General features: G+C 68.7%; 17 protein-coding genes. 10 read left to right on the forward strand and 7 right to left on the reverse strand.

What is annotated here, in order from left to right; all coding sequences use genetic code 11:
• The coding region (locus ACZ5K7_RS47680; protein WP_468924816.1) for a glycine betaine ABC transporter substrate-binding protein at positions 1-406 on the reverse strand (406 nt) is incomplete at its 3' end.
• On the opposite strand from ACZ5K7_RS47680, the gene ACZ5K7_RS47685 reads away from it, so the two are divergent.
• Positions 348-506, forward strand: coding sequence for a hypothetical protein (locus ACZ5K7_RS47685; protein ID WP_468924820.1), 159 nt, complete (start codon positions 348-350; stop codon positions 504-506). The genes ACZ5K7_RS47680 and ACZ5K7_RS47685 overlap by 59 nt on opposite strands.
• Position 507: 1 nt before the next feature.
• Here ACZ5K7_RS47685 and ACZ5K7_RS47690 read toward each other — a convergent pair whose 3' ends face one another.
• From ACZ5K7_RS47690 to ACZ5K7_RS47710, 5 genes are all read right to left on the reverse strand, one after another.
• Positions 508-1,377 (reverse strand): aldo/keto reductase, encoded by an 870-nt coding sequence (locus ACZ5K7_RS47690; RefSeq protein ID WP_468924789.1) that lies wholly within the window; start codon positions 1,375-1,377, stop codon positions 508-510.
• A gap of 145 nt (positions 1,378-1,522) precedes the next feature.
• Positions 1,523-2,242, reverse strand: a complete 720-nt coding sequence (locus ACZ5K7_RS47695; protein WP_468924791.1) for a hypothetical protein — start codon at positions 2,240-2,242, stop codon at positions 1,523-1,525.
• 26 nt (positions 2,243-2,268) lie between these two features.
• Positions 2,269-3,111, reverse strand: a complete 843-nt coding sequence (locus ACZ5K7_RS47700; RefSeq protein ID WP_468924793.1) for an alpha/beta fold hydrolase — start codon at positions 3,109-3,111, stop codon at positions 2,269-2,271.
• Between the two features lie 361 nt (positions 3,112-3,472).
• A complete protein-coding gene (locus tag ACZ5K7_RS47705) occupies positions 3,473-5,044 on the reverse strand; it encodes a hypothetical protein (RefSeq protein WP_468924795.1) in 1,572 nt (523 codons plus the stop codon).
• 93 nt (positions 5,045-5,137) lie between these two features.
• Positions 5,138-8,482 (reverse strand): hypothetical protein, encoded by a 3,345-nt coding sequence (locus tag ACZ5K7_RS47710; RefSeq protein WP_468924797.1) that lies wholly within the window; start codon positions 8,480-8,482, stop codon positions 5,138-5,140.
• A 465-nt stretch (positions 8,483-8,947) separates the two neighbouring features.
• Between ACZ5K7_RS47710 and ACZ5K7_RS47715 the strand changes: the two genes are divergently transcribed.
• Entirely contained in the window at positions 8,948-10,135 is a 1,188-nt protein-coding gene (locus tag ACZ5K7_RS47715; protein WP_468924799.1) for a S8 family serine peptidase, read from the forward strand.
• 58 nt (positions 10,136-10,193) lie between these two features.
• Here ACZ5K7_RS47715 and eccCa read toward each other — a convergent pair whose 3' ends face one another.
• Entirely contained in the window at positions 10,194-14,180 is a 3,987-nt protein-coding gene (eccCa, locus tag ACZ5K7_RS47720) for a type VII secretion protein EccCa (protein ID WP_468924818.1), read from the reverse strand.
• Positions 14,181-14,641: 461 nt separating this feature from the next.
• Here eccCa and eccD point away from each other — a divergent pair, with 461 nt between their 5' ends.
• From eccD to ACZ5K7_RS47760, 8 genes are all read left to right on the forward strand, one after another.
• On the forward strand, positions 14,642-16,006 hold the full coding sequence (eccD, locus tag ACZ5K7_RS47725; protein WP_468924801.1) for a type VII secretion integral membrane protein EccD: 1,365 nt from the start codon (positions 14,642-14,644) through the stop codon (positions 16,004-16,006).
• 16 nt (positions 16,007-16,022) lie between these two features.
• Positions 16,023-17,528, forward strand: a complete 1,506-nt coding sequence (gene eccB, locus ACZ5K7_RS47730; protein ID WP_468924803.1) for a type VII secretion protein EccB — start codon at positions 16,023-16,025, stop codon at positions 17,526-17,528.
• A 295-nt stretch (positions 17,529-17,823) separates the two neighbouring features.
• Entirely contained in the window at positions 17,824-18,192 is a 369-nt protein-coding gene (locus tag ACZ5K7_RS47735) for a hypothetical protein (RefSeq protein WP_468924805.1), read from the forward strand.
• A gap of 34 nt (positions 18,193-18,226) precedes the next feature.
• Positions 18,227-18,532: a WXG100 family type VII secretion target gene (locus ACZ5K7_RS47740; RefSeq protein ID WP_468924807.1), complete on the forward strand. Its 306-nt coding sequence runs from the start codon at positions 18,227-18,229 to the stop codon at positions 18,530-18,532.
• A gap of 89 nt (positions 18,533-18,621) precedes the next feature.
• A complete protein-coding gene (locus tag ACZ5K7_RS47745; RefSeq protein ID WP_468924809.1) occupies positions 18,622-19,056 on the forward strand; it encodes a type VII secretion system-associated protein in 435 nt (144 codons plus the stop codon).
• Between the two features lie 82 nt (positions 19,057-19,138).
• Positions 19,139-22,723 (forward strand): AAWKG family protein, encoded by a 3,585-nt coding sequence (locus ACZ5K7_RS47750; protein ID WP_468924811.1) that lies wholly within the window; start codon positions 19,139-19,141, stop codon positions 22,721-22,723.
• Between the two features lie 87 nt (positions 22,724-22,810).
• Positions 22,811-23,260, forward strand: a complete 450-nt coding sequence (locus ACZ5K7_RS47755; RefSeq protein ID WP_468924812.1) for a YbaB/EbfC family nucleoid-associated protein — start codon at positions 22,811-22,813, stop codon at positions 23,258-23,260.
• Positions 23,253-23,582: a hypothetical protein gene (locus tag ACZ5K7_RS47760; protein WP_468924814.1), complete on the forward strand. Its 330-nt coding sequence runs from the start codon at positions 23,253-23,255 to the stop codon at positions 23,580-23,582. Before ACZ5K7_RS47755 ends, ACZ5K7_RS47760 begins: the two co-directional genes overlap by 8 nt.
• The last annotated feature ends 94 nt before the right edge of the window (positions 23,583-23,676 follow it).

Below are 23,676 nucleotides of genomic sequence, written 5' to 3' on the forward strand. Positions count from 1 at the left end.
AAATTGACGCAGGGGGGGGGGGAAAAAGGGGGCCCTGGGGTGGAGAAGGGGGGGGGGGGCAAAGGGGTTGTGGGTGGGGGCTGTTCCCCTCTCCCCAGGGAGAGGCAACGGCCACACACCGATCCCATCGGGCCATGACATGCGGGTGGGCAAGGTCGCTGAGGTCTCGCACAGCGCGGGCGGGGACATAGGACGGAACGGCCCAGACCTGCCGCGGGTGGTACTGGGGCGCGGTAACGTGCGCCCGTTCTCGGTAGGGACTGAGGAGGCGTTCGTGAGCCGAGGGCAGCCATGCCGACACCAGGACGTCCAGCCAGCCAAGGCCCTGCAAGCGGAACAACTGTTCCGTGGGCGCGTCCACAGTGGACACCCGGTGGCCGCCGGCTTCCAGGATCCGGCGGGTCACGGCGGCGGCCGCACGATCATGGGACAGCCTGGTGCTGCCCACGCTGATCGTCAACTCGGGATGCGGTACGGACACGTCTCTCCTGCCCTGGGGGCTGTGATTCAGGCGTTTGAGGCGAAGGGCTGCGCCAGCGCCTCGAAGTCGGCTTGTGACATCTCCACGGCTGCGGCCGCCACGTTGTCCTCCAGATGATCGACCGACGACGTGCCGGGGATCGGCAGCACCACGGGGGAGCGCCGCAGCAGCCAGGCCAGTGCCGCCTGCGGCGGTGTGCACCCGAGTGCCTCGGCGACCTGCGCGAGGGGGCCGCCTGGGCGGGCGAGCTGCCCCGTGGCGAGCGGGAACCACGGCACAAACGCGATGCCGTGCGCCTCGGCGTAGTCCAGCACGTCATCCGAGTCACGCTGAGCGACGTTGTAGAGGTTCTGTACCGAGGCGATGGGAGCGATGTCCCTGGCCTGTTCCAGTTGCTCGACCCCCACCTCGGAGAGCCCGATGTGGCCGACCTTGCCCTCGTCCTGCAGGTCCTTGAGCACGCCGATCTGGTCGGCAAGGGGGACGGTCGGATCGATGCGGTGCAACTGGAACAACGGGATGCACTCAAGACCGAGCCTGCGCAGGCTGGACTCCGCCTGCCGCCGCAGGTAGTTGGGCCGGCCGTCGGGAACCCATCGGCCTGGTCCGGGGCGGGTCAGCCCGGCCTTCGTGGCGATCACCACGTTCTCCGGGTAAGGATGCAGTGCCTTGCGGAGCAGTTCCTCCGCCGTACCCGGACCGTAGGAGTCGGCGGTGTCGAAGAGGGTGACGCCCAGGTCCACAGCCCGGCGTAGCAGCCTGACTCCGGCGGTCTCGTCCGGGAAGGGGCCCCAGACGCCCAGGCCGGTCAGCTGCATGGTGCCGTAGCCGAGGCGATTGACCTCCAGCCTCCCGCCGATCGCGAACGAACCCGCGGATGCCGCCGACACACTCATTCTTGCTCCCCTCGTCTTCCTGTGCGCTCCTGTCCCCGCTTTGACCACAGTGGCGCGATCTGCCTCGGCCCCTTTCGGCGGGCGCCGCACACGAACGTGCGGTACCCGCCGAAGGGTGTGCCGGATCCGCCAAGGTCTTGGCCGGTCAGGAGACTGCGACGTTCTCCAGCCGTACGGAGACAACCAGCGGCTCGGGAATCTTGTGGCCGTTCTCGTCCCGGCTGTAGATCATCCGCTGGGTGGGGATGACAAGCCCGGACACCTCCTGGTGTCCCGACACGTAATGGGCCGCGGGGGTGTTGCCCGCGATCTCGACGCTGTAGTCCCGCCGCCGGATCAGACCGTCGGAGTCGACGTACACGGTCTGCTCCGTGCTCAGGGTGCCGATGGTGTCGGGGAAGACGATGTGCAGACGCCGGAACTTCTCCCCGTTCTCCGTCCACGGGTCGATCTCCTGCGTCTGCACCCCCGGGTACGTCAGGGACAGCGGCTCGGCCAGATAGGTCCACATGGCGCTTCCGGAGAAGTACGCCAGCTGCAGCCTGTTCCACGGAGTCATCAGGTCGTGCCCCTCGAAGGAAGCACGCGGGTTGGTCAGCTCTTCGATCACATTGCCGTCGGAATCCTCGACGGCCACGCGGTCGGCGGAGAAGGACGTGTGGTGCTCAGGGTTGAAGAAGGGCTTCTGAGATACGTATTCGCGCCGCAGGTCGACGGTCACGTCGACATCGTTCAGGGCGCCCGGGTGTCCCTTCATGCCCCACAGGGCGCCGCCGAAGAACTGGCGGGCGGTGATCTGGCTGGCCTGCTCCCAGCGGGAGCGGCCGCCGTAGGCGTCGAAGATGATGTCGAGCAGTTCGGACATGGTTGGCTCCTATGACGTGGTTCGGGTCAGGCGAGGAATTCGTTGACGTCTTTGGCGACTTCGGCGGGGTACTGGAACAGGGACGCGTGGGCGGCGTCGGGGTAGATACGGATTTGGGCGTCCGGGATCAGACCCGCCAGCAGATAGCTGCCCTTGGTCGGGATCATCAGATCGTCGTCACCCTGGACGACGAGCGTGGGGCACTGGATGCCGGTCAGACGCTGCAGCGCGGAGTGGTCGGGAATACCCCACTCCAGAACGGCGTCGTACTGCGCGTCGCGGGAGGGGAGGCTGCTGGGCACGTCCCTGCCCTCGGTGCGGGCCATGAACCGGCCGAGGAACTCCTTGCCCTTGGCCTGGCTGGTCTCGGTGTGGGCGAAGAAGATGTACAGGAGGTCCTCGCCGGAGGGCACCTTGGCGCGGGCGTGGGTCTCGATGTCCTTGCGCCAGCCATGCATGCCGGGCGCGCCCTTCGGGCCGGTTCCAGCAAGGATCAGACGGCGGATCAGACGCGGCCGGATCAGCGCCATGTCCTGCGCGGCGAAGCCGCCGATGGAGAAGCCGAGCAGGTCGATCTGCTCCAGATCCAGCGCTGCGGTGAAAGTGATCATCTGCTGGGCCATCTGCGCGATGGTCTTCGCCGGAGTTCCGGTGGAGGACGCGACTCCTGGGTAGTCCACCAGGATGACCTCACGTTCGGCCGCCAGCGCGTCGACGAGAGCCGGGTCCCAGTTGTCGAGGTTGCCGATGAAGTGCTGCAGCATGACGAGCGGCACTTCGCCGCCCGAGCCGAGACGGCGGTAGGCGTAGCGGACACCCTCAGCCTCCACGAACTGAGTGGGGGCTGTCTGATGGGTAACGGTGGTCATGGTTTCTCCCTGCCGGAACGGGATCGGTTTCCTGGAGTGGTAGAGCCGGGAGCGGCTTTCCGCGAAGCTCGCCGTCCGATCCGGAACGGTTTGCGCCGGGGGCCGTCGGCGGTCCGGTCATGCCGGGCTACGTCCTGCCACACCACCAGAGTGACCTTTTGGAGTGGAATCTTTGTGGTGTGTGTCTTGACAGGCGAGTCGTCGGCATCCGGCAGGATGTGGCCGAGGCGCGCGGCCGCCTGACGGTGAGGGCGGCTGAGGGGAGGTACGGCGGACGCCCGGCCAGAATTCTGGCCGGGCGTCCTGGCTGAGGTGCCGTGTGCGGCGCGGACTCCGGCTCAGGCCGGAGAGTCCTCACGCGTCAGTGCTGGGTACCCGCCGACCACAGGACGGCCCCGCCCGACGACAGGATGGTGACGTTGCCGTCTGCCTGGAGGACTAGTTCGGCGCCGGGGTTGCCAGCGGTTCCCGAGGACCACGCGGTGGCGTTGTCCTTCGTGTAGACGACGAAGTGCCCGTCGTCCTGGAAGACCGCCTTGTAGCCCGTGCCCGCGGTGTGCGAGGACCAGCGCACCTGGCCGTTCTCGTCCGTGATGACGAGGTCACCGTCCGTGCGCATGGTGATGGTCGTACGGTCGGACGCGACACTCTGGCCAGGGTCGAGCACCGTGGTCGCGGTCACCACGCGGGTGCCCCGCTGGCGGTCGGTGCTGGAGGAGGCCGCGGGCGCTTCGGCAGTGGCGGCCGTGGTGGTGGCCGCCGCCGTGGTGGCGGTGGTGGAGGCCGCCTTGACGGGGGTGGCGGTGGTGGACGCCGCCTTGACGGGGGTGGCTGCCTTCACCGGCGCCGCGGTCTTCACCGTCCCACTGGAGGACGTCTGTGCGGCGGACGTCGTTCCGGTGGCCGACGCGGTGGAAGACGACGGCTTCGTCGCAGCCGGCGTCTTGTCGGCCGTCTCGGCGGACGCGGACGATGCCTTAGCCGCCTTCGTCTGCTTCGGGGCGGGGGCTGTCGTCTGGTTCGTGGCCTGCGAGGCCGTCGGAGCCGTGCCGTCCCCGTGCTGGGCCACGGTGCCGGACGCCTGATCGGCGCCGGCCAGGATGCCCACACCCAGCGCCCCCACCGGCCCCGTGGCGGCCTTGGCCGACGGCGGCTTGAGGAGGTGCCCCGGATCGTCGGACGCCGAGGCCGCGGACGAGGCACCGGTCGGGGTGGCGGAGCGCGGTCCAGTAGCCGGGCTGTTCTCCTGGGAGGCCTTCGGCCCCTTCGAAGGGGAGAGGAGCCCGTCAGGGCCCTGTGTATCGCCCGCGGCCCCCGGCACCAGGGGGGCGGCGGTTCCCTGCGCGGGGTCCTGCAACGGCATGATGCTGGCCTGGCCGTCGGCGTCGGACGCCGCACCGTCGCCGGCCGCTCCTGGAGCCTCCGAGGCCACGGGGACCTGCCGTCCCAGTCCCTGGTAGTCGACCTTGCCGCCGTGCTGCGACAGCAGGGGCACCGACGCCAGCACGGCGCCGGCGAAGGCCGCGGCCATCAGCAGCGGCTTGCCGCCACGGTGCCCGCTGCTCGCCGCGGCGCGTGGCGATGCCTGACCGCCGGCCCGGCGTCCGGCCGCCGTCGTGCCCCGAAGGCCGGTGGCGGTGCCGCCGTCCGGTTCCTCCGGGTCCTGCTCCGAGGTCCCGGCGGGGGAACGGCGTTCGGCCGTATGGTTATTGCCCAGTGTTGCCATCCCAGCGGCCCTCGCGGGATAGGCGAGTTCGACACGGGTGCCCGGGTCACCGAGGTCGGCCGCAGGCGACGCCCCGGGGTTCGAGGGGGTGGCGGCGTCGTCCGCGGACGGCAGCGCGACGGCGTGCCGGATTCTGCGTGACCCGGCGCTCGCCGTGGCCGCCGAGGCGGGCGGGGCGCCGGAGGACGCCGGATATGCCGATGACATCCGTACTCCTTCTGCTGATGGGGGGGAGAGACCGCCGCCGTCGGCGTTCGCGTCCTCGCGGGCCGGGGCGAGCGGAGATCGGGGAAGAGCCGTTCAAAGCTCCGGCTCAAGGGGGAGGGCGTCGGTCAGCAGGCCGAGTACGCCGCGCCGCAGCGTCCGGGGGACACCTTCGTCGTCCCGGCCCGCGGGCTCGTCGGCGAGGCCACGCAGTCGCTCCAGAGCGGGTGCGTCGAAAGCGTCGAGCACGCCGGGCACGGCCGCCGAGGCGCCCACCGGGATCTCCCGCAGCAGCAGCGCAGATGCCTCGCCACGCTGTCGCTGCTCCAGCACCCGGAACCTGGTGCCGGGGCCGAAAACCACATCGGTGGGCGCGATCCCGGCGTCGCCGTCTGCCAGCGTGCCGGTTCTGCGGCCGGTGACCGACCAGATCAGATAGTGGTCGTCGGGCACGGATGGGTACCCGCCGTCCAGGGCATGAGCGACGACTGGAGTCACGGCGCCCACCTCCTCGCCCGGCAGCAGCATCTCGGCCGTGCCGTCGAACACTCCCGCCCCCAGCAACGCCGGGCCCCGGTAGGAGGGGAGTCTGCGCAGCCCGGACGCCAGACAGCCGAGGAAGGCCAGCGTTCCGGGATCGCGCTGGGTGAGCGCTGCTTCCCAGTCCTCGTCGGTCGGTGGGCCCGTGGCGGTGCCCAGGTAGGCGTAGACGGCGGCCAGGTCGGCGACGGGGTCACCGGCCTCCTGCCCGGCGGACCGGAGGCCGGGATGGGCGGTCAGCAGCCGTTGTGCCGCACTGGCGTGGCGCTCCCACTCGCCGGTCAGGTGGGCCCGCAGCGAATCCCGCTCCGCGGCGCTGCTGCGGTGGTAGGGCAGTACCGGGACGTACGACACCTCGCGAAAGGTGTTCTGGAGGGCGGCAGGGTTCCCGGCTGCGCTGTCCAACGGGCCCGATATTTCCTCGGGGGGCCGACCGGAGCCGGTCATGGCTGCTGTGGACGCTTCTGCCTCCTCCGTCACCGCGCCGCTTTCTTCCGCGGTCTCCCCCGGGACACCGGCCTCTTCGAGTGCCCAGGCGTCACCGTCCAGGTCCGGGGTGCTTGAGGTGAACAGCGGGGTGAACGGCTCGAAGTCGAATGGGGGTTCGGACGGCTGGGATCCTACGGGCGGGGGTGGCGGCCATTGCGGAGAACGTCCTGAGGCATCCTCGTCACTGTCCGATTCGTCAGGCGCCGCTCCTCCCTGGAACTCCGACGTCGGCCATGCCTCCTGCGCCGCCCGTGTATCGGGCGTGAGCCATGACGGTGCGTCGGCCGTCGAAACGGGACTCGCCGGCACCGGGCCGACGTCGGGTGTGGGAGAACCGTAGGGCTGGAGGCCTGGCGGCCATGGTGACAGGTCCGGCAGAAGAGACGGGCCGAGCGGACTGGCGTACGCGGTCTCCTCCGCCGGACCGACGGGCGGTTCGGCGGGGCTCACTCCTTGTTCCGGCCGGGTATCCGGTGCGGTTCCCGGTAGTTCGGATCCGGGAGCGGCCGATGTTGGACCGCTGTCCGGAACCTGTGGTTCCGGCGGGGCCCACCAGGCCGTACCGTCTGGGTCCCCGACAGGCGATTCGGGTGCCGGCGGCGGGACAGGGTGAGGGGTTTCGGACGGGAACGCCGATGCCGCGGACTGGCTGAGGCGAGCTGTCTCCTGCGAGGCGCTCCATGTACCGGGGGAGGCGGGGTCGACGGGGACCCAAGGCGATTCCGGCGCTGGGAACGTGGCCGCCGCCGTCGGCGTCTGCGGGGTCGCCCCTTCCTGGACCATGGCAGTGGGCGCCTGCTCCGCCGAGCCTGCCGGGGCCGCGTTCGCCGCCAGGCCGGTCAGCGAGGCGTGGTCCGTGGGTCCGGTGCCGCCGGTCGTGGTGACGTACTGAACCGGAGGAACGACCGGCACGGTCACTGTGGGAGGCGTAGCCGCCGTTCCGGCCGACGGTGTCACGGCGGCCGTGTCGGGCTCCGTCGATTCCGGCAGGCCGGGCAGTACGGCGACTGGGGTCCGCAGCACTCCGGTCGCGGCCGTCTCCGACCGCCAGCCCTTGGGCGCGAGCGCCATGCCGTGTTTCACCACCAGGCGGCGTAGTGCCTGCATGCCGGCCGTCGTGGTGTTGCCGTGCACCTGGATCATGGCGCGCTCGCGGACTCCTTCCTCGAGGGCGCCGAAGAGTCGCTCCAGGGCGGGCCACAAGGAGTCGTCGAGGGCACGGCCGGGCACCCCCAGGTCGATCGCGACCACGTCGCCGTCGGCCGCTCGTGCGGCGAGCGGTGGACGGTCGCCGTGGCGTCCGACCCACATGCCGGACCAGGTCAGAGTGGTCTGCCAGCGGTCGTCGAGCAGGAACACGCCCGGCTGGACCTCTTCCAGGCCGGTCGCGGGAGCACGCCAGGCGCCGACGCGTGGCTCCGGATTGCGATCGCCTTCCGCCGGGAAGCAGGTGACGCTCTCCACATAGGGTTCCCACGCCGCCGTGCCGTCTGCCGCGAGGATCGTCGTGCGAGCGGCACCGTGTACGGGGTCCTCCTCCATCAGCACCGGCAGCCCGCTGCCGACGCCGATCTCCATGCCCAGTGCGTTCGCGGCTTCCTGGCCGACCGCCAGGAGATCGCGTCCGTCTGCTGGCAGCAGTCGTACGGCCGAGCGGACTCGGCCCGGCAGAGCGGCCAGCACGCCGGCCAGCGTGTCCGCACCGACCTCTCGTCCGCCGGGCGCTCCCACCAGCAGCAGTGGTCGTTCGGGATCCACGGGCACGGCGTATCCGATCGAGTCCGTGTCGCTCGATGGCATGCCCGTGGGCTGTACGAGGAGACCCGCGGGTACCTGGAGCACGACGTGATCCTCGACGACATCGGGATCGACTCGCGCCAAGTACCCTTCCCAGCCGGGCACGGGCAGACGGGTACCGAGCCTGCGGGGCACGGCACCGCGGGAGAAGTGCCACCACCCGCCCGGGGCATCCACCGTGTCCGGGGAGTACAGAGTGCCGCCGGGGACGATGACGGCGGCACCGCTTGCCGCTACCACGTCGATGCCCCGGTCCTCGCACAGCCGCCGGGCGGGGGAAGGGGTTCCGGGTCGGTCGACAGCGCCCTGGGACATCACAAGCCGCAACAGGCGCACTCCCCGCTCGCGCTGTGCGTCCACCACGGAAGCCAGCCGAACCGCGAGGTCGTCGAGCTCGGTGTCGACCGGCACGGCGGCTACCAGGACGGTTGCCTGGTCCGTGGTGTTGTCGGACAGGGACGCGGCCGCGTCTGCCAGAGCGTGCGGAACGGCGCTGCCGCGATGGATCAGCTGGACGCTGTCGAGTTCGGTGACGGTGAAAGGGCCTCTCGGCTCCGTGGGAGCGGAGGGTGTCGTGCGCTGTGCCTGCTGCCGCCTGCCGATCCTGGGGCTCACTGGCTGCTTCCCGAACATGTGACGAGAGCTCCGGAGCACGGCCGTTCGTCACTGGGCCGTATCCGGGACACCCGGTCCGGTGAAACGATCATGATCGGGTCAACTCGCCTTCGTGTACTGGTAGTTCGCTCGCCACGTCGGGAGGGGTGCTCCGGCACCGAACCGTGGGACGAAGGTGTGGTGCTGAGCTTCGGACGCTTCACGCCGCATATACCCTGCCACGGTCACCCCTCGCACTACCGTGACACATGTGCTAGGAGAAACGTAACAGGATCCCGTGTTCGAAACGGCGCGCCGGCCAATGGAATTGTCGAACCGACAGTACGGTCTCCTGCGCCGAGGGCAAGGTATGTGTTCGCTCTGCATCGCACATGTGCAAAGGTAGGTGCCGGCCAAGGGCCGTTCCTGGAACGGCTGCCGTGCCACGGCCGGGGCCGGCGACGGTGACGAGAGGTACGAGGAACAGTGACCCCACCGAAGTCCTGGCGAAGGCGTGCCCTGCGTCACAACAGCCGAGCGCTCGTCATCGCGTCGGCGCTGAGCGTGCTCGTCGGCCCGCAGGCCCTGGCGGCCACGCCCACGCCCTCACCCTCGTCGACCCCGGTGACGCTGCCCGTGCTGCAGACGCGGATCACCTCCACGTCCGGCTGCACCAAGGCGTCGGCCACGGTGATGACACAGGTGCCATGGGCCCAGCGCGTATTGGGGACACATCAGGCTGCGCTGTTCGGTGACGGCGCCGGTGTCACCGTGGGCGTCGTCGACACCGGCGTGTCGGCCCGCGCGGCCACTCTGTCGGGGCGGTTGTCGGCGGCCGAGGGCGCGGAAACGGACTGCGTGGGGCACGGCACGTTCATGGCCGGGCTGGTCGCTGCCGCCCCGCGGACCGGGGTGGGCTTCGCCGGGCTGGCGCCGGGCGCGAGGATTTTCGCGGCTCGCGGTACGGACGCGGCCGGTATCGCGGACGCGGCCCTGGTGGCGCGTGGCATCACGGCCGCGGTGGACGCAGGCTGCCAGGTCGTCGTTGTGTCGGCGGCGCTGCCCGCAGACACCGCCGCGCTGGACACTGCGGTGCGAGGGGCGCTGCGGCATGACGTGCTGCTTGTGGCACCCGCTGTCCCCGATAGCACGCAGGACGTCCAGTCGGGGGTGGAGCGGTTCTGGCCGGCCTCCTTGTCCGGGGTGCTCTCCGTGGCGGATTTCGGGCCCGACGGGTCCCGGGGTACGGACACGCCGTTGCCGTCCCGGGTGGACCTGGCCGCCCCGGGCGATCAGATCACCGGTATAGCAAGCAGCGGCGACGGTCACTTCGTCGGAACTGGTGCCTCCCTCGCGGCCGCCTATGTGGCCGGTGCCGCCGCACTGGTGCGGTCCCGTTACCCGCGGCTGAGCGCGGCCGAGACGCTGCGGCGGCTGGTGCGTACGGCCTATCCCGGTGATGTGCCGCGGCTCGACCTCAACGGAGCGCTCACCGCGGTCCTGGACGACCGTGGGGAGACGGCCGCCGCCGCCCATCCGCCCATGCGGGTGGCGGCGGCCGTCGGCGACGGCGGCGTCCCCGGTCGGGCCGCGGTGCTGGCCGCGGTGTGTGCCGGGCTGGGACTGGTGCTGCTGGCGGCCGCGGCGCTGCGGCGCAGGGCCCGCAGGCTCTAGCGGGTCCTCCCCCCCCTGCCGGGTGACGGCGGTGGGCGCCGGGGGCGCCCACCGCCTGTCACTGTGCGGGCGTTTCGCCCGTCTCGATTAGGGCGGTCTGGATCTGCACGGTCCCTCGCCGCGTCGCGTACATTCCGCGCCCCGGCGGCAGTGTGCGCGGCTTGACCCCGAATACGCTGCCTTCCGAGCGCGGGCACGACAGCAGCAACCCAGGGGTGTTCGCCTCCAGCATGCGGCGTACGAGCGGGTCGTTCAGGCCCCTCATGGATCCGGCGGCGGACCGCGAGACGACGACGTGCAGCCCGACCTCGTAGCCCAGCGGCAGATGTTCGAGGATGGGCTCGAGCGGAGAGTGCATCGGCTGGGCGACCAGGTCGTAGTCGTCCACGAGGATGAACAGTCTCGGCCCCTGCCACCAGTCGGCCAGCCGCATCCGGCTCGGCGCGATCTCGGGGCCGGGAACGCGTTCCGCGAAAGCCTTGCCTGCCCCGGCCGCCTGCTTGCGCAACTGGTCCAAGGAGACGGCGTGGCCCAGTCGGTACTCCTCCGGCACCGCCTCGACCAGTTGCCTGCGGTAGTCCACCACGAGGATTCTGGCCTCGGCTGGAGTGAAGTTGCTGACCACGTGCTGTGCCACGAGCCGGAGCAGGTTGGTCTTGCCGGACTCGTTGTCGCCGAAGGTGACCAGATGCGGCGTCTCACTGAAGTCGTGCCAATGGGTGCCGAGTTCGGTCTCCTCGACGCCGAGCGGGAAGCGCAGCCGCTGATCCGGTGCGACGGTGGGCAGATCGTGCGCGGGCAGCCTGGTGGGCAGCATCCGCACCGCCGGGGCAGTGGGTCCGCTCCAGCTGTCGGCGACGGCCGCGACGAGATCGGCGACCCCGTCGGCGAGGTCGCTGGAGTCCTCGGTGCCGTCGATGCGCGGCAGCGCGGTCAGATAGTGGAGCTTCGTCTCGACCGTCATTCCGCGGCCCGGCAGCCGGGGCACCGACGCGGCGCGGCGGATGTCGACCACGGAGTCCATCGCGTCGCCCATCCGCAGCTCCAGCTTGGTTCCGGACTGGTCGCGGACCGCGGCGGGCAGTTCGATCCAGCGTGAGGCGGTGGCGATGAGGTGGACGCCGTAGTTCAGGCCTCGGGTGGCGATCTGGCTGATGACAGGGATGTCGTCCTGGAAGTCCTGGCGGACCGTCGACCAGCCGTCCACGACCAGGAAGACGTCGCCGTGCAGTTCCTCGGGCAGATCACCCGCCGCCCGGCGGCGGCGCAAGGTGGCCATCGTGTCGATGCCGTGTTCCAGGAACAGTCTCTCGCGCCGGGTCAGCAGCGAGGTCATCTCGGCCAGCGTACGGGCCACACGCTCCGTCTCCAGACGGCCGGCCACCGAGCCCACGTGCGGCAGACCGGCCAGGCTCGTCAGGGCGCCGCCGCCGAAGTCGAGGCAGTAGAACTGCACTTCGCGCGGTGTGTGGGTGAGCGCCAGTGCGGTGATGAGGGTGCGGACGAGAGTGGACTTGCCGCTCTGCGGTCCTCCGGCGACCGCCACGTGCCCGCCCGCGGCAGACAGGTCCACCGTCAGCAGATCACGCTTCTGGTCGAAGGGCCGGTCGACCACGCCGACGGGAACCGTCAGCGTGCCCCGCAACGCCCAGTCCGCCGTGCTCAGACCGTACCGGTGATCGGGGACGAGGGGAGGCAGCAGCTGGTCCAGTGTCGGAGACTTCGACAGGGGCGGCAGCCATACCTGGTGGGCCGGTGGCCCCGAGTCGCGCAGGCGGTCCACGGCGATCGACAGCAGCGAGGGAGTCTCTTCCTCCTCCTGCTCCTCCGTGACCTCGGGAACAACGGGATCGACCGCCGGGACGTCCCTCTCCGCCACTCGTTTGCCGGTCCAGGACACCACCTGGCTGGCGACCTGTGCCTGAACCAGGGCGCTGGAACGCTGACGGTAGGGGCCGGACACGTAGGCGGCCTTGAAGCGGGTCAGCTGTTCGGTGCCGCTCTTGAGGAAGCCGGCGCCGGGCTGGGAGGGCAGTTCGTAGGCGTCAGGTACCCCCAGCACACCGCGGCTCTCCATGGCGGAGAAGGTACGCAGGCCGACCCGGTAGGAGAGATGGCTCTCCAGCTGGTGCATCCGGCCTTCGTCCAGCCGCTGTGAGGCGAGCAGCAGATGCACGCCGAGTGAACGGCCCAGACGGCCGATCATGACGAACAGGTCCATGAACTCCCGGTGCGCGGAGAGCAGTTCGCTGAACTCGTCGACCACGACGAACAACGAGGGCAGCGGTGCCAGCTGCGTGCCGGCGGCACGCGCCTTCTCGTAGTCCAGGGCGGAGGAGTAGTTGCCGGCCGCGCGCAGCAGTTCCTGGCGACGTATCAGCTCTCCGTGCAGCGCGTCCTGCATGCGGGAGACCAATGCGGCCTCGTCGGCCAGGTTGGTGATGACCGCGGACGTGTGGGGCAGCTGGTCCAGGCCCAGGAAGGTGGCACCGCCCTTGAAGTCTACGAGGACGAAATTGAGTGTCTCGGACGAGTGGCTCAGCGCGAGCGCCAGCACCAGGGTGCGCAGCAGCTCACTCTTGCCGGAGCCGGTGGCTCCGATGAGCATGCCGTGCGGGCCCATTCCGTTCTCCGCGGACTCCTTGATGTCGAGTTCGACCGGGCGCCCGTCGCGGCCCACCGCGATGGGGACGCGCAGTCGCCGTGAGGGGCTGCTGCCGCGGCGTTCCCAGTAGGCCTTGGGATCGTGCCGGTTCAGGTCGGAGATGCCGAGCAGCGTGGTCAGTTCCACGTCGGTGGCCAGCGGTTGCGCCACCTCGACCGCCGCTCCCGTGCGGATGGGAGCGAGTACCGAGGCAAGCGCCCGGGCGCCGGCGGGACCGAGGTAGTCCGCGGTGCCCAGCGTGGTCGGTGTCTCCCGCCGACTGCGATCGGTGCGGATCAGTTCGATCATGCCGTCAGTCACCCGTAGCCGCAGGGTGGTCCGGCCGGGACGCCAGGCGAGTTCCTCGGACAGATCCAGCACCACGGCGTTACGGACGCCCTGGCGGGCCATGCGGTGACCGGACGGCACCTGCCCGCCGTCCACGATGATGACGGCGTACGGCTCGTCGAAGCTGGGAGTCGCGTCCGCCTCGAACGGCGGCCGGTCGGTGAACTCGTCGCCCAGCAGTGCCTCCAACTCGTCAGCCGACGAGGCGAACAGCCGTGCCGGGCCGGCTCCGTCGGTCTCGAACGGATGATGCGTGTGCGGCAGCCATTTCGCCCAGTCCCAGTCGTCCGTGTGCTCGGCGGAGAGACAGAAGGCGATCACCAGTTCCTGAGGTGAGTGCGCCACGCTCAGCTGGGCCAGCAGGGCCCGCGCGGTACCGAGCACCTCGTCGCGCTCGCCCTTCAGCAGCACTCGCGCCCAGGCACGCAGGAAGACGGCGATGGGCTGCTCGGGGACGGTCGCGTAGGCGTTGACGAAAGCTCGCAGGGCGTGGGCGGTCAGCGGATCCAGGTCCTCGACGGGCTTGGTGGTGTTCGTGCGCAGGTGCAGGCCGAGCCGCTGCTCGCCCACGGCGATGCGGACCTCGCCGAAGTCGGCGTCCGATACACGGCGTTCCCACAGCCGGGTGGTACGAGCCATCGTCCACAGGGCGGTCGGCCGTGGGTGCCGCCAGGCCAGTGCCTGCTGCTGCTCCGACACCGCGGCCCGGACCCGGCGCCTGACGCCGCTGAGGTAGCGCAAGTAGTCACGTCGTGCGCCCTTGAGCCGGTTGCGCCGCTCCACGCCGCCGCGCATCACCTGACCGAGGAGCATCACCACCATGGCCACGCCCATGACACCGACGACCACGTAGGTCATGGGGTTCGAGCTCTGGCCGGGGCGTACGTAGAGCAGCACCATCGCGCCCGACATCATGGCCATCGGCAGATAGGTGAGCATGCCCGAGTTCGAGTCGGGGGCACGCTCCGACATCACCGGCGGCTCCTGCAGTGCCAGTTCGCCCTCGGGTGCCTCGGGTCCGCGCCGCCGGGCCGGCCGGCGGAAGTTGACCACAGTCAATGAAATCTCCTTCGGGCAACTGCGGCTTCCGGACTGCCGGACCGCTTTTCGCAATACATGGCACCAGCAGTGGAATCAGCAGGTGTTGTCCGGTGAAACATCCGGTATTCGTTCACCGCCTGGGACATCACACGTGTGCGTGACGGGCCAGGACCGTGGACGACATGGGACCTGCTGTGCGGAGGTTCGGCGGAGCCCTGGCGCGAGGGGGTGGTACTTGTGAGACTATCGGGCACCACCGAGGTCTCCAACAGCGGTCCGCCGCAGTCCTGCCGGTGCTCGCGGAGTATCTCCCTCCCCTGCGGCCGGGCCGCGGGAGCCACGTCATCAGCCGAGCAACAAGCCGGCGGCCAGGCGGCGTGCGGGATTCGACATTCCCGCACGGTACACACGGCGCGCCGGAGCAGAGATGTGAGACGCAAATGAGCGAAGGCTCCGTCGCGGGACTGTGCCGCGTGACGATACGTGCCCCGGAGAAGATCCTGGACCTTGCCGTCCCGGCGGACATTCCGCTTGCGGACCTCCTCCCGGTCGTGGTCGGCCAGGCCGGCGAGCAACTGGAGGAGGAAGGGCTGGAAAACGGCGGCTGGGTGCTGCAGCGTATCGGTGGTTCACCCCTGGATCCGGAAGGCACACCCGACACGCTGGATCTGCGGGACGGTGAGGTTCTGCTGCTTCGCCCGGAACAGGAGGCGCTGCCGCCCGTCCGGTTCGACAACCTGGTCGACGCCGTCGCCAGCACGATGCGCGGTCTGCCGCACGCCTGGAGTCCGGGCGTCAGCCGATGGACGCTTCGGGTGATGACCGGTGTGGTGCTGCTCGCATGCCTGTTCGTTCTGGCGCTGCCCGGTGATGTCACCTCCCGCGCGTGTCTGTCGGCCGGTGCCGTCCTGCTGGCCCTCGCGGGCGCCGGCGCGGCGGTGAAGGTCCTGGACGATCCCCCTGGCGGCGTTCTGTTCGGCCTGTTCGCCGCCGCGTTTCTCGGTCTGGCCGGCGTACTCGTGGCCGGTGACCCCTGGTCGACCCCGCGGACCCACGCGGGGGCCGGAGCCGAACTTCTGGCGGGGAGTCTGGCGGCGGGCATCGGCACGGCGCTGGCCTTCACGGTGGTCGCCGCGTTCGGCGCCGTCTTCGCCGGGTTCGGCGTCATCTGCGTCGGCGGGGTCGCCGCGGGGACTCTGATGCTGGTGCTGGACGCACCGCTTTCCGACGCGGCGGCGGGCGCCGCGGCGATCGCCGTCGTCTTCGGCGCCTTCGTTCCCCGGCTGTCCTTCGCACTGGCAGGACTGCGGCTGCCGCCCCTGCCCACCACCTCCGAGCAGCTTCAGGAGGGCATCGAGCCCTATGCCGGAAGTGATGTCGCCGTGCAGGCAGCGGCCACGGACCACTGGATGACCGGCCTGTACGGCGGTGTCGGGATCGTCTGTGCCGCCAGTCTGGTCGCCATGGCCAGCAGGCCGCAGACACCGCAACTGGTCACGTGCGGCCTGCTCGGGGCGCTGCTTTTCCTCCACGGGCGGATGCTCGGCACGGCCTGGCAGAGGCTGTCCCTGCTCATGCCCGCCCTTCTCGGGCCGGTCGCCGCGGCCGTCGCCCTCGCCGTGCGACGGAGCGACGGGGAGCGCCTGCTGGTCGCGGCCGTGCTGCTGGCGTGCGCGACGGGCCTGGCCATCATCGCCTGGACGGTGCCGGGTCGCCGCCTGCTGCCTCACTGGGGTCGTGCCGGGGACCTGCTCCAGTCCGTGACCGCGTTCGCGCTGCTGCCGTCCGTGCTGTGGACTCTCGGCCTCTACCAGGTGCTGCGCTCGGCCAACGGATGAACGACGGAGAATAAGCATGATGCACAACCGGCGTGATCAGGTGCAGGCTTACCGTTTCACGGTTTCCCGTCTGACTTCCGGACTGCTGAGGTCCGACCCCGACCTGCCCGAGCCGCCCACCCGCCGCACCGAGAAGGCCGTGGCCATCGGATCGGCCTTCGCGGCCGTGCTGAGTGTCGGATTCCTGGTGTACGGACTCATCAGTCCCGGTGGAGCGGCCGGTTGGCGTGACGGCCGTACGCTGGTCATCGACAAGTCGACCGGTGCCCGGTATCTCTTCGACGGCCGGCAGTTGCGGCCAGTACGCAACTACGCTTCGGCTCGTCTGCTGGTGGGTGCCGATCTCGCCACCGACACGGTCTCGTCCGCCTCGTTGGAGGGAACCGCGCACGGCGATCCCGTCGGTATTCCCGACGCTCCCGACGACCTGCCCGCCGCAGGCACGAGCGGGTCCGCGGCGTGGGAGGCATGTGCCGGAACGGCGACCACCGACGCCGGCGGCACCAGGGCCACGACCACCTTGGTAGTGGATTCCGGGCTGACAGGCACGGCCCAGCCCTCGGCAGGCTTCCTGGTCCGTGACCAGCAGGGAGAGTTGTATCTGCTGCGCGGAGCCACCCGGCACCGGCTGAGCGCGGGCCGGGCGGCGGCCACGGCGCTGGGCTACGGTGCGGCCGAGCCTCTGCAGGTGTCGGCCGCGTTCCTGGACGCGGTTCCCGCCGGTGCGGACTTCGCGGCACCGGACGTGAGCGGGCTGGGTGAGCGGGGACCGCGACTCGACGGCAACAGCACCCGTGTCGGCCAGGTCTTCGTGGTGCGCACACCCGGTGCCGATCAGCAGTACTACCTGCTTTTGCATAGTGGCCTGACTCCTTTGACCACCACCCAGGCCGCACTGATGCTCAGCGCGTCCGCCACCCGCGAGAAGGCTTACGGCGGCGGAGTCCCGCAAGCACTCGCCCTGTCGTCCGAAGTGCTGGGGCAGGCACCGGCCCCCAAGACCGGTGAGGCCGCGGCGGTGGCGCGGGCCGGGTCGGCCCTGCCCTCCACTCCTCCGCGGCTGTCCGGTGCCGGGAACGGGTCGGATCTGTGCGTGCGACTGGTACCGCACGCCGACCAGGGCACCGGCGTGGCCCTGGAAACGGTGGCCGCGAACGAAGTGGACACACATGCCTCATCGCCGGCCGGTTCTCCAGCCCGGACCTGCTTGAGCGTGGACGCGATCTCCGTACCGCCGTCGGGCGGCGCCCTGGTGCGGGCACTGGGAAGTTCGGGCGTAGCGCTGGGCGACACCACCTTTCTGGTGACCGACACCGGGCGCAAGTACCGCATCACGTCCGAGAAGGCGGCGCAGGCTCTGGGCTACGACCTCAAGACGGCGCAGCAGATTCCTGCTCCGCTGCTCGACATGCTGCCGAGCGGTCCCGATCTCTCTCCGGAGGCGGCCACTGCGGGACAGAACACGGCCGTGACCGGCGATCGGTGTGGATCGGGGCCCGCTGGACAAGGGACAAACGTGTGAACGAAGCCGTATGCGGAGGAGAGTCTCAGGTGTTACGCCAGGGTTTCGATGGAGGCCCGGTAGTAACCCAAGTGTGCTGATGGCAAACGTACTTCGCTCCGTGTGTCACATACATTCCTTGAGAACGCTTGTAGTTGAGGGTCAGATGTGGCTAGCATCCACACGTGTAGATCGGTGGTGACGTGCAACATTCCACTTGATTACCGGTCGGGCGGCCCGAGACGAACGCCTCCTTGCGGCACCGGCCACTTCGTTCCCCCCATCACTCCCGGTTCCGACGGAAGGTAGCGGCACTATGAGCACCCCAGGCAACCTGCAGCAGTCATCCTCGTCCACTTACAACCAGGCCATCGGGCTTCTGGAAGAGGCCCACAACAAGCTGAACTCCATCTATCACGCGGTCGAAACGGAGCGGATGGAGCTTCAGGCGAGCTACCAGGGCGAGGACGGCGTCCACTTCAACCGCGTTGTCGGAACCTGGCTGGCCGAGGAACAGCGTATCGAGCAGACGCTCGAAGCGATGATGAACATGCTCGGTTTCAGCAAGCAGAACGCCAGCGGTGCCCAGGCAAGCGCCCAGGAGGCCGTGGTCAGCGCGGCGGGGCAGCTGAGCCACTTCGGGCAGGAAGTGCACGACAGCGTGTACAACCAGCTCTCCGCCTGACCGCCGACATCACCGAACCCACGAGGAGCGCATCATGTCCGACGGCATCTTCATCAAGCACACGAGCATCTCGGCGGTCACCGAAGACATGCAGGCCGCAACCACGCAGATCCAGGGCATCATCAGCCAGCTCGAGCAGGATCTCGTCCCGCTGGTGAGCCAGTGGGAGGGTATCGACGCCGACATCTACTGGAACCGCATCCAGCCGACGTGGAACGCCGAGGTCGCCGCGCTGTCCACCATTCTGTCCAGCCACGCGGAGACGCTGACAGGCATCAACGACATGTACCAGGCGACCGTCCGCAAGAACGCGCAGGGCTTCGAAGAGATCAAGTTCTGACCCAGAGGCTACTCGCCCCTCGAGCCGACCGTCCCAGCAGTCGGCGACACAGGCCACTGCCCGGTCCCGACATACGAGGAACTCTCCCCATGAGTGATCTGACGAAGCTCGACCCGGATTCCCTGACGAAGTTCGCGGACGAAGACGTCCAGCATTTCAGGGACGACATCACGCGGCAGCGCACCAGCGACGCAGATCATCTGTCCCTCTACGACGTCGCGACTGTGCCCGCCGGCCCCTTCGTCATCGGAGCGCTGGCGGGCGACGCGGACACCGCGGGGCAGCAGTTGGTCAGCCACACGACTCAGGCGGCCCAGGCGATCGACACCGTGTACAACCGTCACCTGAGTGCCTTTGATGCTCTGAAGTCGAATCTCCATGACGTGGTCTCCACGATGAAGAAGACCCAGGAAGCCTCACTGGACAAGGTTCAGGGCCAGGATTTTCTCACCGCCATCCGCGAGTACGACGGTGACATAAGCGGTAGTGGGTCCGGCAGCACGAGCACCACGACGGTGACCTGACCCGGTCTCACTCTGACCCACCTCGGCACCGTCGCCCCGGCGGTGCCGTCGGCTGTCCGCTGCCCTGTCTGGAGTCCTTGCCTTGGCCATCGACAACTGGGAACACATCGTCAAGCTGGTCACGGGCTGGACGCTGCCCGAACGCGGCGACATCACCAGCCTCAAGGGCGACAGCGGCATACCCTGGATCAATGTTTCTGTAAAAAAGAAGAAGAAGTCCACTCATCCGGTCAACATCTTGAAGGACGATGGAGCTTCTTTCCAGTTCTATGTACCACACAACAGCGGTGTGGACATGTACCAGGCGGATGTGCACTACGTCGATCTCTCCCAGGGGCATGCTTACCTGGAGCGCAGCGATAAGGCACTCAACGAACTTGTCAATACGTTCCAGACCACGGGGGCATCTTCCGATGCTGGGGCGCCTTCGACTACTGACGGCGTCGACTTGCACTCGTTCATTAAGACAGCCCGCTCCTTCGACGCGGCAGGCCAATTCTTCCGCGAGCACACCGCGCTGATCCAGGACTGGATCGATCAACTCGGGGCCGAGAACGCCGCGTACAAGGGCACGGCGGCTGACGTCTTCCGTGACCTGCTGCAAAATCTTCATGATAAATATGACCACTTCACTGCCCAATTGCAGCCGCCCGGCTTCCAGGGGCAGTACGGCTCTGTATCCACGCCGGGCTATCACGCTTCCACGCTGCACGGTGACCAACTCGTGGGCGCGGAGAATATGCTTCACCAGGCCGCGGCCCAGATGTACGAGCAGTACAGCAAGTTCTATTGGCGCGGGCACTTCGTTCCGGTCATCAACCCCGACGGCAGCACCGGCTACTATCCGCTCGCGGCCGAGCCTCGCGATGTCCTGAATGAACTCATGGGGAACATTGCCGTTTGGATCGGTGAGTACAACACCTCCAAGGTCGTCTATAGGACTAGCTACAGCGAAGCCGAGGGGCAGGAACACAAATGGCACACCGTGGGAGGCTTCAGCTCCACTATCCAGTGGGGTGATCTGAGGGACACCAGCACGTGGTCGGGCGTCGCCCAGGAAGCGGTCAATCGCTTTGAGAACAATCTTCGGTCCAACCTCGACGAGCCGGCAATTGCGTCGATGAAAACGCTCGCCGAGAACTGGAGCCGCGTTCTCGACCCCAGCTGGAACACTCGCTTCGCCTTCCAGGACATTCCTTCCGCCAGTCTCGCCGATCAGCTACAGCAGGAGATCGCTGAGAAGCAGCAGGAGGAGGCGCAGAAGCAGCAGGAGGAGGCTCAGAAGCAGCAAGAGGAGGCGCAGAAGGAAGCCGAGAAGCAGCAGAAGCAGATCGAACAGCAGACCCAGAACTATCAGACCGGTGTCAACGACCTGGGCCAGAACATCCAGACGCTGGGCGACAACTTCGGGCAGTTCGAGGACAACCTCGGCAACATCGGGCAGAACATAGGCAACGCGGTCTCGGGTACCGATACCGGTACCACGAGCGTCGATGTACCCCAGGGCTCCACCCTGCTCGACGGTACGACGCAGACCGCGGACGGGGCGAGTCCGTCGGTCACGACGAATATTCCCGCCGGTGTCGGCACCGGCGGCGCGGACATCACGACCGTCAGCACCCCGACCGGTACCACCGACTTCCAGACCTCCGGCTCCGGCGGACTCTCGTCCGACGGTCTCGGCGCCTCGGGCACGACTTCTGTGACGTCCACGGTGCCCGACACCTCCACTGCGGATGTCGGCACCGCGCAGGTTCCCGACGCCACGACCGTCGACACCGCGGCCGTCCCGTCGGTGTCGGACCTGACGGGCTCCGACCCGTTCACCGGTGGCGCGGCCGTGACGGCCGGCACAGGGACCTCCGGCGCGACGCCTGACCTCGGTACGTCGTTGCTCGGCATTCCGACCGGGTCCACCCAGACACTGACCACTGCCTCGGGTTCGTCCGGGCAGACTGGCTCCGGTGGCAGCAACACCACGGCCACCGGCGACGGTGGTGTGACGACCCAGTTCGCGGACGGCAGCACGATTCAGGTGGGCCCGGACGGCACGGTGACGTCGACGTCCGCGGGCGGTGTGACGACGACGAGCACGCTGGACCCGGGGCAGTCGATCACGAACCCGGACGGTTCGACGATCAGCCTGGACGGCAACGGCGGCGTCACGAGCCATTCGGCGGACGGTTCGACGCTAACCACGAACCCCGACGGGAGTGTGACGACCACTCAACCCGACGGCTCCTCGACCACCCAGTTCCCTGACGGCAGCACCCAGACCGTCGACGCCGGCGGCCAGATCCACGTCACCTCACCGGACGGCACCAGTACAACGCCCGACAACAACGGTGGTGTGACGACCCAGTTCGCGGACGGCAGCACGATTCAGGTGGGCCCGGACGGCACGGTGACGTCGACGTCCGCGGGCGGTGTGACGACGACGAGCACGCTGGACCCGGGGCAGTCGATCACGAACCCGGACGGTTCGACGATCAGCCTGGACGGCAACGGCGGCGTCACGAGCCATTTGACGGACGGTTCGACGCTAACCTCGCACCCCGACGGCAGCGTGACGACCACCCAGCCCGACGGCTCCTCGACCACCCAGTTCGCCAATGGGGTGACCGAGACTACGGGCGCCGACGGGCAGACCCACTTCACAGCTCCCGACGGGAGTGTCACCACCCAGAACCCCGACGGCAGCGTCAGCACCTCCTTCCCCGACGGAAGCACGTCCACCCTCACACCCGACACCGGGATAGTCACCACCCTCACGCCCGCCGGCCAGACCATCTCCACACACCTGGACCCCGGACAGAGCGTGCTGAACTCCGACGGGTCGAGCACCACGCTGGGCTCCGACGGATCGGTCACCACCACTCTGCCCGACGGGGGCACGTATACGCTCAACCCCGACGGCACGGTCACCACGACCACGGCCGACGGAACCACCGTCGGCGGCGGGGGCATCGGCCAGACGTCCGGGACCCAGGTGCCCACTTCCTCCGTCGGTATCGGCGACCTGGGGTCTTTGACCACCCAGAGCCCCGACGGAACCACCACCGTCCACTACCCCGCCGGTACCACGGCCACCACCGGTACGGGCGGAATCACCACCACGACGTTCCCCGACGGCAGCAGCACCGTCTCCACCCCTGACGGGCAGTTCCAGACCTTGCCCAGCCCCTCTACCGCCGACCTGTCCGGCCAGAGCGCCACCGCGGGAGCGGCGGCGGGAACAGACGGTTCGACGGGAGACCTGCAATCGGCTCTTGGCCAGTCCGCGGCCGCCTCCACCGGGGCCGACTCGAACATCAGCTCCATGCTCTCCCCGATGATGATGATGGGCATGTCCCGAATGGGCCAGGGCCAGCAAGGCGGCGAGAAACAGCAGGAACGCGTCCGCGAGGTGTACGGCGAGGACGAGGCCGACGGAGCCTTCTTCGCCACCCAGCAAATGTCGCGTGCGGCCGCCCAGGACGACCCGGAACCGTACGAGGAAGAAGAAGAGGACTCCGAGGAACTCCTCAGCAGGCCGCGCCGGGACCGGGCCGGTGCCGGCGGATTCGCCCGGCCCAGCACTCAAAGCGGCCAGTCGGGCTGGTCGGACGACCGTGACGACGTCTGGGGGACAGAGGACGGCGGCCTGCCGGCGTCGATCGGACGCTGACGCCGCCCGCCTTCGCGCATCAGATATCACGCCTGGAAACCACCGTGCGTACCACGGCCATTTTCCCGAACAAAAGGACGAGACACCATGGCAGAAAACTACGAACTCCGCGTGCAGGAGGCACTGACCGATTTCACCCGCCACTACGGGGCCCTAATGCGAGCGCAGGAGGAAATCAGCTCGCTATCCTCGACCGCCCGGTCCAAGGACCAGGCAGTCGAGGTGACAGTCGGCTGCCAGGGTGAAGTGACCGCCCTGCGCTTCCTGGGTAACAAGCACCAGACGATGACCGCTCAGAAACTCGCCGCCAGTGTCCTGGAGGTCATTACCCGGGCGCGCGAGGAAGTCGCCGGCCGCGCCAAGCAGCAGTTCGAATCGATCGCGGGGATCGGCTCAGGCATTGCCGCGGCAAAGCTCGAAGAGCTCGACCTTGACCGACTGCTCGAATCGACGGGTATCGAAGGCCTCTCTTTCAAGGGCACCTCCGGTGCCCCGGCCGGCGACCGTGCGCGCCGTGCGGGAGGATCCCGTGGCTGACGACAGCTTCGTCGCACTGCCGGACACAGTTGTCAAGGGCGGCGACATTACGGCCCAGCTCAGCGAAACCGCAGCCGGACTTGGCGTTGACTTCGAACAGCAAACGACGTGGGAGGCTACGGAGCCGCCATGGGGCACCAGTGATTTCGGCAAAGCGTTTGAAACCAACTACGCGCCGGCTCACCGTGAGTTGCTGAAGGCCGTTGCCGCGCTACGAACGGCGATGCAAGGCGCAGCGATGAACACCATTTTGTCCGGCACGAGCTTCAAGAATTCGCAGGACGAAGCCCTGCGTAAGATCAACGAAAGTGGCAGGCGCTAGGTTTATGCGTTTGGATCCGGATTCGTCGTTGGGTAGGGCGTTTGCTGTTTTGACGGGTATGGAGTGGCCGGATGTTGATGAGGGTTTGATGGTG

The sequence above is a fragment of the Streptomyces sp. NPDC031497 genome, assembly GCF_055580905.1.

Bases quoted from the DNA above. Each gene is read 5' to 3' on its own strand.
- ACZ5K7_RS47690 (WP_468924789.1), bottom strand. From the start codon at position 1,377: ATGAGTGTGTCGGCGGCATCCGCGGGTTCGTTCGCGATCGGCGGGAGG.
- ACZ5K7_RS47705 (WP_468924795.1), bottom strand. From the start codon at position 5,044: ATGTCATCGGCATATCCGGCGTCCTCCGGCGCCCCGCCCGCCTCGGCG.
- eccB (WP_468924803.1), top strand. From the start codon at position 16,023: ATGATGCACAACCGGCGTGATCAGGTGCAGGCTTACCGTTTCACGGTT.
- ACZ5K7_RS47700 (WP_468924793.1), bottom strand. From the start codon at position 3,111: ATGACCACCGTTACCCATCAGACAGCCCCCACTCAGTTCGTGGAGGCT.
- ACZ5K7_RS47695 (WP_468924791.1), bottom strand. From the start codon at position 2,242: ATGTCCGAACTGCTCGACATCATCTTCGACGCCTACGGCGGCCGCTCC.
- ACZ5K7_RS47755 (WP_468924812.1), top strand. From the start codon at position 22,811: ATGGCAGAAAACTACGAACTCCGCGTGCAGGAGGCACTGACCGATTTC.
- ACZ5K7_RS47735 (WP_468924805.1), top strand. From the start codon at position 17,824: ATGAGCACCCCAGGCAACCTGCAGCAGTCATCCTCGTCCACTTACAAC.
- ACZ5K7_RS47740 (WP_468924807.1), top strand. From the start codon at position 18,227: ATGTCCGACGGCATCTTCATCAAGCACACGAGCATCTCGGCGGTCACC.
- ACZ5K7_RS47745 (WP_468924809.1), top strand. From the start codon at position 18,622: ATGAGTGATCTGACGAAGCTCGACCCGGATTCCCTGACGAAGTTCGCG.